This window comes from Streptomyces sp. NPDC004667 (assembly GCF_040609475.1).
Taxonomy (GTDB): Bacteria; Actinomycetota; Actinomycetes; order Streptomycetales; family Streptomycetaceae; genus Streptomyces.
This window is the reverse complement of the sequence record NZ_JBEXKC010000010.1, coordinates 122,553-135,630: the sequence shown is the minus strand read 5'-3', so window position 1 is coordinate 135,630 and position 13,078 is coordinate 122,553. Positions and strand designations below refer to the sequence as shown.

Below are 13,078 nucleotides of genomic sequence, written 5' to 3'. Positions count from 1 at the left end.
AGGGCGGCTGATTCGTCCCTACGATCCATGGCTATGAAGCATCAGCAGGCGGACCTCACGAAGCGGCGGGCAGTAGACCTGTGTCGCGTCGCCGCCATGCTCTGTCGCTCCATTTGAGCGGTGTGAGCCTTCCGCTCCACCGGCCGGACGACGGCCCTTCATCCGCGGCGTGACCGCCCCCGCTTCCCGCCTCCTGCCCCCTGTCGCCTCCCCGCGCAGGTCCCGAGCGCGCCACCCGGAACGGCACGTACGCACCAGCACCGCCCCGCAGCTGCACTGCACCAGCACCGCCCCGCCGCACACTGCCCCGGAGGAGAACACCATGAGCCGCAGCGACGTCCTCGTCGACGCCGACTGGGTCGAGGCCCACCTGAACGACGCCAACGTCGTCATCGTCGAGGTGGACGAGGACACGTCCGCGTACGACAAGAACCACATCACCAACGCCGTCCGGATCGACTGGAAGAGCGACCTCCAGGACCCGGTCCGCCGCGACTTCGTGGACCAGGAGGGCTTCGAGAAGCTCCTCTCCGCCAAGGGCATCTCCAACGACGACACCGTCGTCCTCTACGGCGGCAACAACAACTGGTTCGCGTCCTACGCCTACTGGTACTTCAAGCTCTACGGCCACCAGGACGTCCGCCTCCTCGACGGCGGCCGCAAGAAGTGGGAGCTCGACTCCCGCGACCTGGTCGACGGCAAGGACGTCCCGAACCGCCCGGCCACCGCGTACAAGGCCAAGCCGCAGGACAGCTCGATCCGCGCCTTCCGCGACGACGTCGTGGCCGCGATCAACGTCCAGAACCTGGTCGACGTCCGCTCGCCCGACGAGTTCTCCGGCAAGCTGCTCGCCCCGGCGCACCTCCCGCAGGAGCAGTCGCAGCGCCCCGGCCACGTGCCGAGCGCCCGCAACATCCCGTGGTCGAAGAACGCCAACGACGACGGCACCTTCAAGTCGGACGACGAGCTGACCGCCCTGTACCAGGCGGAGGGCGTCGACCTCGACACGAAGGACACCATCGCCTACTGCCGCATCGGTGAGCGCTCCGCGCTCACGTGGTTCGTGCTGCACGAGCTCCTGGGCCAGGAGAACGTCAAGAACTACGACGGCTCCTGGACCGAGTACGGCTCGCTCGTCGGCGTGCCGATCGAGCTCGGCCCCAACAAGTAATCCCGCCGCAGGCCCGGGCACGCGACGCCCGGCGCCCCGTAGCAGCAGAACCTCTCTAGGACAGGACAGAGAACATGTGTGGAGCACAGATCGGCGGGCCCGACCTCGCGACGCTGAAGCCCGGTGAGACCGCGATCCAGGGCCAGGTGACCAAGGACGGCGAGCCCGTCGGCGGATACGTCCGCCTGCTGGACTCGACCGGCGAGTTCACCGCCGAGGTCCCGACCTCCGCGACCGGCCAGTTCCGCTTCTACGCGGCCCCCGGCTCCTGGACGCTGCGCGCGCTCATCCCGGGTGCCCAGGCCGACCGCGCCGTCGTGGTCGCCGAGGCCGGCGGCGTGACGGACGTCGCGATCGCGGTCTGAACGACCGACAGCTGAACCGGCCGAAGGGCCGCACCCCCGGGGGTTGGACGCCACTGGACCGGGGTGCGGCCCTTCGTGCCGTCCGGAGCCTTGCACCGGCGGGGGACGGCCCTACGCTGGAGGTATGTACGCCCGGCGCCGGCGCGCCTACTTCCTGCTGATGGGCGGATGCCTGTTCCTGTTCGTCTCCGCCTGGTCCTTCGTGCGCCTGTTCTCCGTGGAGGCGGCGGTGGCCCTGTGCGTGGTCGCCATGGTCATCCCGCCGGTCGCCGCGATGGTCGCGAACCACCGAGGCCCCGACGACCGCTGGTGGGACGACCCCTCCGGGGATCCGAAATCGGACGAATGGTGGGACGAACTGGACGGAAAGCGGCGCCGCGAGGACTGATCCTTCCCCCGTGCCCCTATACAAAAATGTAATAGGCACGAGTACAACCGGTCGCCGCCGCAGCGGGTCTTGGGTGTGCGCCGGTCACCCGACCGGATGCCTTCAGTCCTGTGGGGGGACCAGCCTTGGAACACGAACGGCCGGACAGACCGGACACGGAAGCCGCGGCCGGCGCGCCGCGCGCCCGGCGCCGGCGCCGGGGCCGCACCACGCTCCTGATCGCCACCGCCCTGGTCCTGGGGGTCCTGGCAGGGACCGTCACCGGCTACGCGGTCCAGTACCACCGCGCGCCGACCCCGCTGCCGCCGCTCGCGCAGCAGTCGATCGACACGCCGGCGCCGGTCGCCGCGAACGCCGACACGAGCCTGCGCTCGATCAACGCCAACCGCTGGGGCAAGGCCGAGGACGACCTGACCCGGCTGCTCGTGGAGACGCCCGCCGGCGCGGACGTCCAGTACTCCGGGCCGGAGTCGCCCGACGAGTACGCCGCGGACTACTACAAGGACCCCGACGTCGGCATCGACAACCTGCTCCGTGAAGGGGTGCGGCGGATCGCCACCCTGCGCTGGCGCGAGCACGGGCGGACCTCCGTCACCATCCGGCTGGTGCAGTACCGCCAGCGCACGGGAGCGGCCGGATTCCAGCGCGGGCACGGTTACATGGCGGATCCGGCCCACGCGGGCAACGCCGGCGAGGACCTGCCCGGCGTCCCGGCGGACTTCGGCCACCTCTGGGTCGACTCGAAGGCGCACCAGGAGCCCGGCGCCGTACCGACCCGCGGTGCCCGGGCCATCGCCCGGCGGGGGGACGTCGTCATGGACGTCAAGTACTGGAACGACGGGACCGACATCGACGAGGACGCCGTCGTCGAACTGGCCAAGCGACAGTGGGAGCGGCTGTGACCGACGAGCGGAACCGCAGGAGCCGTCGTACGGCCGCCACCCTGACCGGTGGCTCGGTCGCCCTCGCCGTCCTCGCGGGCGCCGGCTTCTGGGCCTCCGGCGAGCTCGAAGCCGCGGACCGCAGCGCGCCCACCCGGTACTGGGTCCCCGAGGAGCCCCGGCCCGCCCAGTCCCCGAAGGCCGTGCCCACCGTCCCGCCGAACGCGCTCGCCGCCAAGCTGCTGCCGACCGGGTACGAGCTGACCCCGGGGCCCGACATCGGCCCGGAGGGCAACAACTTCTCCGTCACGGGTGACCGCGCGGTCCAGATGTTCAAGGAGTCCTTGCCCGGCCTCTCCGGCGAGGCGCGCGGCAGCCTCGACAAGGAACTGGGGGCCTTCCGCATCAAGGGCTTCGCGGGACGCAGCTACCTCCTCGCCCAGAGCGCCGCGCAGGGCGGCGTCGCGGAGATCCGCCTCACCCAGGCCGACCCCCAGGCCCTCGCCGTGTTCGCCGACCTCGCCGAGAAGCTCATGGCAGTGGGCGGCAGGGACCGCCCGGGGCCGAAGGTGGACGGCTACCCCGACGCCCGGTGCGCCGCGGCCGACGTGGGCCCCGAGGAGCGGAAGGAGAAGGACCGGATCCCGACCGTCGAATGCCTGGCCGTCGAGGGAGACCTCCTGGTCGGGTTCCGCGCGTACGGCCCCAGGTCCCGGTTCTCGGACGTCGAGGCGACCGACCTGTTCAAGAAGCAGCTGGGCCGTGTGAAGTCCCCCGGGGAGTCCGTGTGAGCGAGCAGAACACCTCCGGGGCCACCCCGGATCCCGAAGCCCCCGCGCCACCCCGCGAGGAGCGGCGCGGGCTGCGCGCCGTGCTGCGCTGGACCGCCGCCGTCCTGGTCTTCGGCGCCGCCGCCACGGCAACGGCGTACGGGACGATCCACGCGCAGCGCACCGACCTCCCCGGGCTGTCCACCCGGGGGGACGGCCGCTGGGCCTACCCCGTGCTGGCCAAGCCCACCCTGCCGGCCGGAGCCCCCCTGCCGAAGGCGGAGGACAACAAGGAGCGGCGGCACTACGCGCCGCTTTCCGCCCTGCTCCTGCCCGCTCCCGCCGGAGCCCGCACCGACAGCGGCTTCAAGGCGGGCAAGGACGCGGTGGTGTCCCTCGACGCCTTCCTGGAGGAGTACGCCCCCGACGAGCGGGCCAAGCGCCGCACGGTCATCGAGAACGAGGGGCTCCTCCAGATCGCCGGCCGTGGCTGGACGATGCCGGACGGCACCCGGTCCCGCGTCTACCTGCTGCGTTTCACGTCCGCCGAAGCCGTCGACACCTCCGGCAGCTGTGCCATCGGCACCCGGCTGGCCGGTGCCGGAGCCTTCGAGCCCGACACGGACTGGAGCAAGGCCAAGAGCTCGCAGAACGGCATGTTCGCGGGCCAGGGCTTCCAGGGCTCCGGGACCCTCAGCAGCAGCGAGATCAGCCTGTACCGGGAGGCGCCGTCGGCCGGGCCCGGACGGACCCGGCTCGGGTGCCTCCAGGCGGGTGACGTCCAGGCGGTGATCATCCACACCGGCAAGGGCGCGACGCCCGTCGTCCCCTTCCACCAGACGGTGATTCTCCAGAGCCAGCTGCTGAGCTGACCCCACCCTCCCCGGCCCCGGCTCCGCCCTACGGCCCACCTCGCTCCGTGCGCCGGTCCCCGGGCCAGTAGGCTTGGGGACCGGCCCGTACACCGCACCGAATCCTCCGAGGAGCACACCGTGCTTGAGGCAGTCTTCACCTCCCTGCTGGTCCTGGTCTGCGTCGGCGTCATGGCCTTCACCGGCCTGGCCGTCAAGAAGCTGTACCAGGGTCAGCGCTGAGCAGCAGCCGACCGGCCGACCGCCCCGGAACCCCTCCCACAGATCGCCTGAGCAGCCAACCATGATCCAGATCCCGTCCGACCTGAACCCGGGCCTCGTCCCCCTCGCCTTCCTCCTCGGCAACTGGGAGGGCGCCGGCGTCTTCGACTTCCCCGGCGAAGAGAAGTGCAACTTCGGCCAGGAAGTCGTCTTCAGCCACGACGGCCGGGACTTCCTGGAGTACACCTCCCACACCTGGGTCCTCGACGCCGAGGGCAACAAGGTGCGCCCGCTGGAGTCCGAGTCGGGCTACTGGCGCATCGACGCCGACCGCAAGGTCGAGATCGTCATGGTCCGCGACCAGGGCGTCGTCGAGGTCTGGTACGGCGAGCTCGCCGACCAGAAGCCCCAGATCGACGTGGTCACCGACGCGGTGGCCCGTACGGCCGCCTCCGGCCCGTACAGCGGCGGAAAGCGCCTCTACGGGTACGTGAAGAGCGACCTGATGTGGGTCGGCGAGAAGGCCACCCCCGAGGTCGAGCTGCGCCCCTACATGTCGGCCCAGCTCAAGAAGGTCGTCACCCCGGAGGAGATCGCCGACATGGCGCGCAACCTCCCGGAGCTCCCCGAGGACGGCATCGCCTTCTTCCGCTGAGCCGGCGGGGCACGACGCACGCAGACCTGAGGAACGTGAGGAAGGGGACCGCGGCCTGGCCCGCGGTCCCCTTGCCGCGCTTACACTGGCCGGGTGGCGACCACCGACTGGAAGACCGACCTGCGGCAGCGCGGCTACCGGCTGACACCGCAGCGCCAGCTCGTGCTCGAAGCCGTCGACGCCCTCGAACACGCCACCCCCGACGAGATCCTCGTCGAGGTGCGCAAGACCGCCTCCGGGGTCAACATCTCCACCGTCTACCGGACCCTGGAGCTGCTCGAAGAGCTGAAACTCGTCTCGCACGCCCACCTCGGGCACGGCGCGCCCACGTACCACCTCGCCGACCGGCACCACCACATCCACCTGGTCTGCCGCGACTGCACCGAGGTGATCGAGGCCGACCTCGACATCGCCGCCGAGTTCACCGCGAAGCTGCGCGCCACCTTCGGCTTCGAGACCGACATGAAGCACTTCGCGATCTTCGGCCGGTGTGCGAAGTGCGCCGCCGAACGCCCTCAGTGAGGACGGCGGCGGGGTCGTAGGCTGGGTGTCATGACCAGCAGCCCCTTGCTCCACCTCAGCGGTGCCGTACCGGCCGAAGGCCGTGACGAGGGCGTCGCCGCCCACTACGGAGAGCTCTACGGCGAACAGCGCGCCCTCGCCGACGGCCGCGGCTTCGTCGACCTCTCCCACCGCGGGGTCGTCACCGTCACCGGACCGGACCGCCTCGCCTGGCTGCACCTGCTGCTCACCCAGCACGTCAGCGACCTCCCGGCCGGCCAGGCCACCGAGGCGCTGATCCTCTCCGCCAACGGGCACATCGAGCACGCCCTCTACCTCGTCGACGACGGCGAGACCGTGTGGGCCCACGTCGAGCCCGGCACCCAGGAGGCGCTGATCGCCTACCTGGAGGCGATGAAGTTCTTCTACCGCGTCGAGGTCGCCGACCGCACCGACGCCTTCGCCGTCGTCCACCTCCCGGCCGGCTCCATCACCGAGGTCGCCGCGGAACACACCGTGCGCGAGACCGCCCACGGCCGCGACGTGTTCCTCCCGCGCGAGGCCCTGGAGGCCTTCGCCGCCGCGCACGGCCCCGCCGCCGGACTCCTCGCCTACGAGGCCCTGCGCGTCGAGGCCCACCGGCCCCGGCTCGGCCTGGAGACCGACCACCGCACCATCCCGCACGAGCTGGGCTGGCTCGGCACCGCCGTCCACCTCCAGAAGGGCTGCTACCGCGGCCAGGAGACGGTGGCCCGCGTCCACAACCTGGGGAAGCCCCCGCGCCGCCTGGTCTTCCTGCACCTGGACGGCTCCGAGGTGCTGCTCCCGCCGCACGGCGCGCCCGTACGGCTCGCCGCCGACGGCGAGGAGGGCCGTCAGCTCGGCTTCGTCACCACGGCCGTGCGCCACCACGAGCTGGGGCCCATCGCCCTCGCGCTGGTCAAGCGGAACGTCCCGGTCGACGCCCCGCTGCTGGCCGGGAACACGGCCGCCGCGCAGGAGGTCGTCGTAGCGCCGTAGCGGGACGGCCGCAGCGGGACGCGTCCTAGATGTCGATGACGATGGTGAACGGGCCGTGGTTGGTCAGCGAGACCCGCATGTCCGCGCCGAACCGGCCCGTCTCCACCGTCGCGCCCAGCGCCCGCAGCTGCGCCACCACCTCGTCGACCAGCGGCTCCGCCACCGGACCGGGCGCAGCCGCGTTCCACGTGGGGCGGCGGCCCTTGCGGGCGTCCCCGTAGAGCGTGAACTGGGAGATCACCAGCAGCGGCGCCCCGATGTCGCTGCAGGACTTCTCCGCCTCCAGGATCCGCACCGACCAGAGCTTGCGCGCCAGCAGCGCCGCCTTCTCCGGAGTGTCGTCGTGGGTCACCCCCACCAGCACGCACAAGCCCTCGCCGACGATCTCGCCCACCGTCTCGCCGGCCACCACGACGCTCGCGCCGTCCACCCTCTGCACCACTGCTCGCATACCACCTGTGTACCAGGCGTGCACCCGTCCGGGGCCGATCGGGTGCACTGGGACTGCGTCCACACCACACGGAGTGGCACCATGCACGCAGGCGGTGCCCCCCAGCACCGGTCGAGGGGACGGACACGTTCACATGAATATTCCTGGTACCTCCGTACCTGCACCCGCAGCACCCACAACATCCGCAGTACCCGTGCCACAGGCCGCCGCACCGGCGGCCCGGCCGCCCGCGCAGCGGACCGGCGACCCGGGGCCGACCACCCCCGCCACCGCGCTCGGCCTGCCCGAACTGCGCGCGCTGCGCCGGGACGCCCAGCGCGACGAGGCGGACCTGAGCTACGTGCGCAGACTCCTGCAGGGCCGCATCGACATCCTGCGCGCCGAACTCGCCCGTCGTACGGACCCCGAGGCGCCGGTGGTGGACCGGCTGTCGGAGATCCTCGCCGACGCCCCCTCCAGCCGCAGCGCCTCCGCCCGGCACGTCACGCTCGGCACCCCGCACAACGAGGAGTTCCGGCTGCTGGCGGCGGAGATGCTGTCCGAGGTCGAGCTGTCGGACCTGGCCGCGCGCACGGACGGCGAACTGCACGACGCGATGGGCCGGCTGGTCGGGTACGAACAGCAGGTCTCGCGGCGCCGGCAGCAGCTCCAGCGCACGGCGGACGACTCCAGCGCGGAGATCACCCGCCGCTACCGGGAGGGCGAGGCACAGGTGGACGACCTGCTGGCGTAGCGGGCGGCGGCCCCGCCCGCAGGCCCCCCGGGCACCCCGTCGGCAGCTTCCGTCCCACCGGCGGAAATTGGGGCGACCCGGCGCGGTACGGCCGTTAGCGTGGCCGGTTATGAGTGCTGACGTCCGGCCGATCGCCGCATCCGAACTCCCCGAGTGGCTGACCACCCTCAACACCGGATTCCTCACCCCGGCCACCCCGACCGAATCCGATGTGGCGCAGCGCGCCGCCCACAGTGACCTCGCCCGCGTGCAGGGCGGCTTCGACCCCGTCACCGGCCGCTGCGTGGCGACCTTCCGCTCCTTCACCCAGGAGCTGACCGTGCCCGGCGGGGCCACCGTCCCGTGCAGCGCGGTCTCCAACGTCACCGTGCTGGCCACCCACCGCCGCCAGGGCGTGCTGACCCGCATGATGGCCGCCGAACTCGCCGCCGCCCGTGCCCGCGGTGATGTCCTGGCCACCCTGATCGCCGCCGAGTACCCGATCTACGGGCGCTACGGCTTCGGGCCCGCCACCTCCCTCGCCGAGTGGGAGATAGACGTCCCGCGCACCGGCCTGGACCGGCACCGCCCGCTCCCCGCCGACGGGAGCCGGATCGACCTCGTCGACGCCGCGGAGGCGCGCCGGGTGGGGCCCGCCCTGCACGAGCGGCTGCGCGCGACCGCGCACGGCGCGATCGGGCGGGACGACCGCTGGTGGGCCCTGACGACCGGGCTGGCGGAGATGTCCCACCGCCCCTACAAGCAGAAGATGTTCGCGGTGTACCGGACCGCGGACGGCGAGGTGGCCGGGATGGCCGCCTACCGGGCCGACGACCACTGGACCGACGCGAAGGTCCCGCAGCAGACCCTGTACGTCACGGACCTGATCGCCCCGACCCCGTCGGCCGAGCGGGCCCTGTGGCACTTCCTGTGCTCCATCGACTGGGTGCTCAAGGTCCGCACCGGCTACCGCGCCCCCGACAGCCTCGTGCCGGACCTGCTGCCCGACCCGCGCGCGGCCCGGCTGGTGACCGCCGCCGACTTCCTGTGGGTGCGCGTGCTGGACGTCGTACGGGCCCTGTCCGCGCGGACGTACGCCGTGCCCGGGGTGCTCGTCCTGGAGGTGGCCGACCCGGACGGCCCGGCGGGCGGACGCTACCGCCTCGACGCGGGCGACGGCACCTGCGTCCGTACGGAGGAGCCCGCGGACCTGCGGCTCGACGCGTCGGCGCTGGGCGCCCTGTACCTCGGCGAGGCCTCGGCGGTCCGGCTGGCCGAGCTGGGCCGGGTGGCCGGGGAGCGGCCGGGCGCCGTGGAACTCGCGGACGCGGTCTTCCGCACGGCGCGCAGGCCGTGGTGCCCGGACATGTTCTGAGCCCGCGCTCTCCCGGTCGCCGGATCCTCCGGTCGCGGGACCTGACACCATCGTGAGAAACCAGGAGAAGAGTGACGTGTTGACGATCGTGGAACGGCTGCGCGCGGCGGGCTGCGTCTTCGCCGAGGAGGAAGCCGACCTGCTGGTCGCGGCCGCCACCGACGACGGCCACCTGGCGGAGCTGGTGGCCCGCCGGGCGGCCGGCGAACCGCTGGAGCACGTCGTGGGCTGGGCGGAGTTCTGCGGGCTGCGCGTGGAGGTCGGCGCGGGGGCCTTCGTACCGCGTCGGCGCAGCGAGTTCCTGGCCGAGGAGGCGGTGGCGCTGGCCGGGCCCGGCGCGGTGGTGCTGGACCTGTGCTGCGGGGTCGGCGCCCTCGGGGCGGCGGTGGCCTCACAGGTGCCGGGCGGGGTCGAGCTGCACGCGGCCGACATCGACCCGGCCGCGCTGGCGTACGCCCGGCGCAACGTGGCCCCGTACGGCGGCGCGGTCTGGGAGGGCGACCTGTACGGGGCGCTCCCGGCGGGGCTGCGCGGGCGGGTGGACGTCCTCGTGGTCAACGCCCCGTACGTGCCGACGGAGGAGATCGGGCTGATGCCGTCCGAGGCCCGCGACCACGAGCCGCTGGTCTCCCTCGACGGGGGCGCGGACGGGCTCGACGTGCACCGGCGGGTGGCCGCGGACGCCGTGCGGTGGCTGGCTCCGGGCGGCCGGCTGCTGATCGAGACCAGCGCCCGGCAGGCGCCGCTGACGGCGTCCGCCCTGACGTCGGGCGGGCTCGCGGTGCGGGCGGTCACCTCGGAGGAGCGGTACGCGACCGTGGTCATCGGGACGGCCCCGGTGACGGCCCCGGTGACACCCCGGCTGACACCCACGGTGACGGCTTCGGTGACGGCCTCGGTGTCGGCCTCGTTGGCCGAGCGTTTCGAGGAGCACCGCGGTCGTCTGAGAGCGGTGTCCTACCGGATGCTCGGCTCGCTGAGCGAGGCCGACGACGCGGTCCAGGAGGCGTGGCTGCGGCTGGACCGCACCGACGCGACCGGGATCGAGAACCTCGGCGGGTGGCTGACGACGGTGGTGTCGCGCGTGTGCCTGAACCTGCTGCGCTCGCGCGAGCAGCGTCGTGAGGACCCGATGGAGCGGGCGGAGACCCGGGTCCCGGACCCGCTGATCGGTTCCGAGCGGCGGATCGATCCGGAGCAGGAGGTGCTGCTGGCCGACTCGGTCGGGCTGGCGCTGATGGTGGTGATGGAGTCGCTGTCGCCGGCGGAGCGGCTGGCGTTCGTCCTGCACGACATGTTCGCGGTGCCGTTCGACGAGATCGCCCCGCTGATCGAGAAGACCTCCGCCGCGACCCGGCAGCTGGCCACCCGTGCCCGGCGCAAGGTGCGGGCGCAGGCCCCGGCGCCCGATCCGGACCTCGCGCGCCAGCGGGAGGCGGTGGACGCGTTCTTCGCCGCCGCGCGGGACGGGCGGTTCGAGGCGCTGGTGTCCGTACTCGATCCGGACGTGGTGCTGCGTTCCGACGGTGGTGTGGGCGGGGCCCTCACCGTCGTACTGGGCGGTGCGCGGACGGTGGCGGGCCAGGCGGTCACCTACGGCTCGCTCAGCCCGTTCGTCCGCCCGGCGCTGATCAACGGTGCGGCGGGTGTCGTGGTGGTGCGCAAGGACCGGGCCGTGTCGGTGATGGCCTTCACGGTCGTCGGCGGGAAGATCGTCGCGATCGACGTGCTGTCCGACCCGGAGCGGCTGAAGTCGCTGGACCTGACCGCCCTGGACCCGCAGGGCTGAGGGCGGGCCGCCGCCGTCCCCGCCCGGGTCTCAGGCGACCAGGGCGAGGACGGCGACGGCGGGGGCCGCGTAGATCATCGGGAAGACGGCGTGGGCGTAGGCGCGGGCCCGCAGGACGGTGATGACGGCTCCGGTGAAGTAGAGGACCAGGCCGATGGCGGCGGCGATCCCGATGGCCGGGACGGCGAAGCCGACGAGGAGGCCGACGGCCCCGGCGGTCTTGGCGGCGCCGAGCAGGTTCCAGATGCGGCGCGGGACGCCGTACTGGGCGAGGGGCTCGACCACGAACGCGGCGCGGAGGAAGACCGAGGCCCCGGAGAATCCGGCCATGAAGGCGGCGATCAGGGTGACGACGGTGGCGGTGGTGGACATCGGGGGCTCCTTCGGGCGGTGTCTCGTTCGTTCGACATCCCTTTGACCCGCGCCGCCGTACGGATGTGACAGCCTTCCGGAAGGAATTTCCGGAAGGTGGTCCGGCGGGGCGCCCCGGAGGGTGTTCCGGGGCGCCCGCCGGCCCGGTCAGCGGTGGCGGCCGAGGACCTCGGCGACCCGGATGAACCCGTCCGTCCCGTGGCCCAGCCCGATGGCCCGCCGGGCCATCCCCTCGGCGGCGCGCATCACGCCCGCGTCGATGCCGTGCGCCTCCGAGGCGTGGACGATGTGGGCCATGCTCGACGCCCCCGAGGTGAGCGGGTTGCCCTCGCCGGAGAAGCCGCCGTCGTCGAAGTCCGCGGCGGTCTCCGCGAACAGCGGCGGCAGGATCGCGCCGATGCCCTGGGCGAAGGGGGCGAGTTCCCGCGCGGTGATGCCCTCGGCCCGCGCGAGCGCCACGGCGTGCGCGTAGCCCGCCATCGCCGTCCAGAAGACGTCGAGCAGTGCGATGTCGTAGGCGGCGGCCCGGCCGATGTCCTCGCCGAGGTGGGTGTGGGTGCCGCCCAGCGCCTCCAGCAGGGGGCGGTGTTCCCGGTAGAGGTCCCGCGGGCCGCTGTGGATGTACACCGAGGTGGCGGTGCCGATGGTGGTGGTCGGGGTCATGATCGCGCCGTCCAGGTAGCGGATGCCGTGGCGGTCCGCCCAGGCGCCCGTCTCCCGGGCCCGGTCGGGGGTGTCGGCGCAGAGGTTCACGAGGGTGCGCCCCTTGAGGGCGCGGGCGACCGGTTCGGCCCGCAGGACGGCGTCGGCCGCGTCGTAGTTCACCACGCAGATGACGCTCAGCGAGCTCGCGGCGACGGCCTCCTCGGCCGAGGCGGCGCCCACGGCCCCGCGTTCGACCAGCTCGTGGTCCCGGCCCGGGGTCCGGTTCCAGACGGTGACGGACAGGCCGGCGTCCAGGAAGGCGCGGGCCAGGGACCGGCCCATCGGGCCCAGGCCGAGCACGGTGACGGCAGACTGCATGGTGGAACTCCCTCTGGAGCAACGGGAACTGACAGGAAAAGGGGCGAAGATGACGCGCAGCCGGGCCTTGGACCCGAACGTCTGCGGGGTGACGGCGGCGATCGCCGTGATCGACGGCAAGTGGAAGACCGCGCTGCTGTGGCTGCTGGAATCCGGCCCGCGGCGGCCCGGCGAGCTGCGCCGGCTGCTGCCCGGGCTGACCGAGAAGGTGCTGACCCGGGCGCTGCGCGAGATGGAGACGGACGGCCTGGTGCACCGGGAGGTGTACGACGTGCTGCCGCTGAAGACCGAGTACTCCCTGACGGGGTTCGGCCGCGAACTCTCCGAGGCGCTGGGCCCGGTCTCCGACTGGGGCCACCGCCGCCTGGAGCGGCTCACCGCGGCCCCCGAGGACCGCTCGGCCTCCTAGGCCGGGCTGGACCCGGTCGCGCGTCCGTCCCCTTTCCGATTCCCTTCCGTCTCCGGGCCGGCCGCTCGTGACAAGCCTCGCCCGGACGGCGGGCGCGGCCAAGTACCCACAAAAAAGTGGGCG

The 13,078-nt window shown here is 72.9% G+C and carries 17 protein-coding genes and 1 pseudogene; 15 read left to right on the top strand and 3 right to left on the bottom strand.

Annotated elements, in window-relative coordinates; all coding sequences use genetic code 11:
* Positions 1-27 precede the first annotated feature (27 nt).
* The 10 genes from ABZW32_RS08485 to ABZW32_RS08440 all read left to right on the top strand — a co-directional run bounded on the left by ABZW32_RS08485 (position 28) and on the right by ABZW32_RS08440 (position 6,824).
* A complete protein-coding gene (locus ABZW32_RS08485) occupies positions 28-117 on the top strand; it encodes an Ms5788A family Cys-rich leader peptide (protein WP_351033174.1) in 90 nt (29 codons plus the stop codon).
* Positions 118-322: 205 nt separating this feature from the next.
* Positions 323-1,171, top strand: coding sequence for a sulfurtransferase (locus tag ABZW32_RS08480; protein WP_356212979.1), 849 nt, complete (start codon positions 323-325; stop codon positions 1,169-1,171).
* A gap of 74 nt (positions 1,172-1,245) precedes the next feature.
* Entirely contained in the window at positions 1,246-1,536 is a 291-nt protein-coding gene (locus ABZW32_RS08475; protein WP_356212977.1) for a DUF1416 domain-containing protein, read from the top strand.
* Between the two features lie 124 nt (positions 1,537-1,660).
* On the top strand, positions 1,661-1,924 hold the full coding sequence (locus ABZW32_RS08470) for a DUF3099 domain-containing protein (RefSeq protein ID WP_356212974.1): 264 nt from the start codon (positions 1,661-1,663) through the stop codon (positions 1,922-1,924).
* 125 nt (positions 1,925-2,049) lie between these two features.
* A complete protein-coding gene (locus ABZW32_RS08465) occupies positions 2,050-2,826 on the top strand; it encodes a hypothetical protein (RefSeq protein WP_356212971.1) in 777 nt (258 codons plus the stop codon).
* Entirely contained in the window at positions 2,823-3,596 is a 774-nt protein-coding gene (locus ABZW32_RS08460) for a hypothetical protein (protein ID WP_356212968.1), read from the top strand. Before ABZW32_RS08465 ends, ABZW32_RS08460 begins: the two co-directional genes overlap by 4 nt.
* Positions 3,593-4,447 carry a hypothetical protein gene (locus ABZW32_RS08455; protein WP_356212965.1) on the top strand — a complete coding sequence of 285 codons (855 nt, stop codon included), beginning with the start codon at positions 3,593-3,595 and terminating at the stop codon, positions 4,445-4,447. Before ABZW32_RS08460 ends, ABZW32_RS08455 begins: the two co-directional genes overlap by 4 nt.
* A gap of 283 nt (positions 4,448-4,730) precedes the next feature.
* Complete coding sequence (locus tag ABZW32_RS08450) at positions 4,731-5,303, top strand: FABP family protein (RefSeq protein WP_030232302.1); 573 nt, start codon at positions 4,731-4,733, stop codon at positions 5,301-5,303.
* Between the two features lie 93 nt (positions 5,304-5,396).
* Positions 5,397-5,825, top strand: coding sequence for a Fur family transcriptional regulator (locus ABZW32_RS08445; RefSeq protein ID WP_356212962.1), 429 nt, complete (start codon positions 5,397-5,399; stop codon positions 5,823-5,825).
* A gap of 30 nt (positions 5,826-5,855) precedes the next feature.
* A complete protein-coding gene (locus tag ABZW32_RS08440; RefSeq protein ID WP_356212959.1) occupies positions 5,856-6,824 on the top strand; it encodes a folate-binding protein in 969 nt (322 codons plus the stop codon).
* Between the two features lie 25 nt (positions 6,825-6,849).
* On the opposite strand, the gene dtd is transcribed toward ABZW32_RS08440, so the two are convergent.
* Complete coding sequence (gene dtd / locus ABZW32_RS08435) at positions 6,850-7,275, bottom strand: D-aminoacyl-tRNA deacylase (RefSeq protein WP_030232309.1); 426 nt, start codon at positions 7,273-7,275, stop codon at positions 6,850-6,852.
* Positions 7,276-7,408: 133 nt separating this feature from the next.
* On the opposite strand from dtd, the gene ABZW32_RS08430 reads away from it, so the two are divergent.
* The 4 genes and pseudogenes from ABZW32_RS08430 to ABZW32_RS08415 all read left to right on the top strand — a co-directional run bounded on the left by ABZW32_RS08430 (position 7,409) and on the right by ABZW32_RS08415 (position 11,151).
* Positions 7,409-8,008: an AmfC protein gene (locus tag ABZW32_RS08430; protein ID WP_356212956.1), complete on the top strand. Its 600-nt coding sequence runs from the start codon at positions 7,409-7,411 to the stop codon at positions 8,006-8,008.
* A gap of 109 nt (positions 8,009-8,117) precedes the next feature.
* Entirely contained in the window at positions 8,118-9,362 is a 1,245-nt protein-coding gene (locus ABZW32_RS08425) for a GNAT family N-acetyltransferase (RefSeq protein ID WP_356212953.1), read from the top strand.
* A 79-nt stretch (positions 9,363-9,441) separates the two neighbouring features.
* Positions 9,442-10,200 (top strand): annotated as a pseudogene (locus ABZW32_RS08420) (putative protein N(5)-glutamine methyltransferase); the annotation flags it as partial.
* Positions 10,201-10,260: 60 nt separating this feature from the next.
* A complete protein-coding gene (locus tag ABZW32_RS08415) occupies positions 10,261-11,151 on the top strand; it encodes a sigma-70 family RNA polymerase sigma factor (RefSeq protein WP_356213046.1) in 891 nt (296 codons plus the stop codon).
* Between the two features lie 30 nt (positions 11,152-11,181).
* Here ABZW32_RS08415 and ABZW32_RS08410 read toward each other — a convergent pair whose 3' ends face one another.
* The gene (locus ABZW32_RS08410; RefSeq protein ID WP_356212950.1) at positions 11,182-11,523 is read right to left on the bottom strand and encodes a DoxX family protein; all 342 of its coding nucleotides are present in this window, start codon (positions 11,521-11,523) and stop codon (positions 11,182-11,184) included.
* Positions 11,524-11,670: 147 nt separating this feature from the next.
* Positions 11,671-12,597, bottom strand: coding sequence for an NAD(P)-binding domain-containing protein (locus ABZW32_RS08405; protein WP_356213043.1), 927 nt, complete (start codon positions 12,595-12,597; stop codon positions 11,671-11,673).
* Here ABZW32_RS08405 and ABZW32_RS08400 point away from each other — a divergent pair.
* The gene (locus ABZW32_RS08400; protein ID WP_356212947.1) at positions 12,596-12,955 is read left to right on the top strand and encodes a helix-turn-helix domain-containing protein; all 360 of its coding nucleotides are present in this window, start codon (positions 12,596-12,598) and stop codon (positions 12,953-12,955) included. The genes ABZW32_RS08405 and ABZW32_RS08400 overlap by 2 nt on opposite strands.
* The last annotated feature ends 123 nt before the right edge of the window (positions 12,956-13,078 follow it).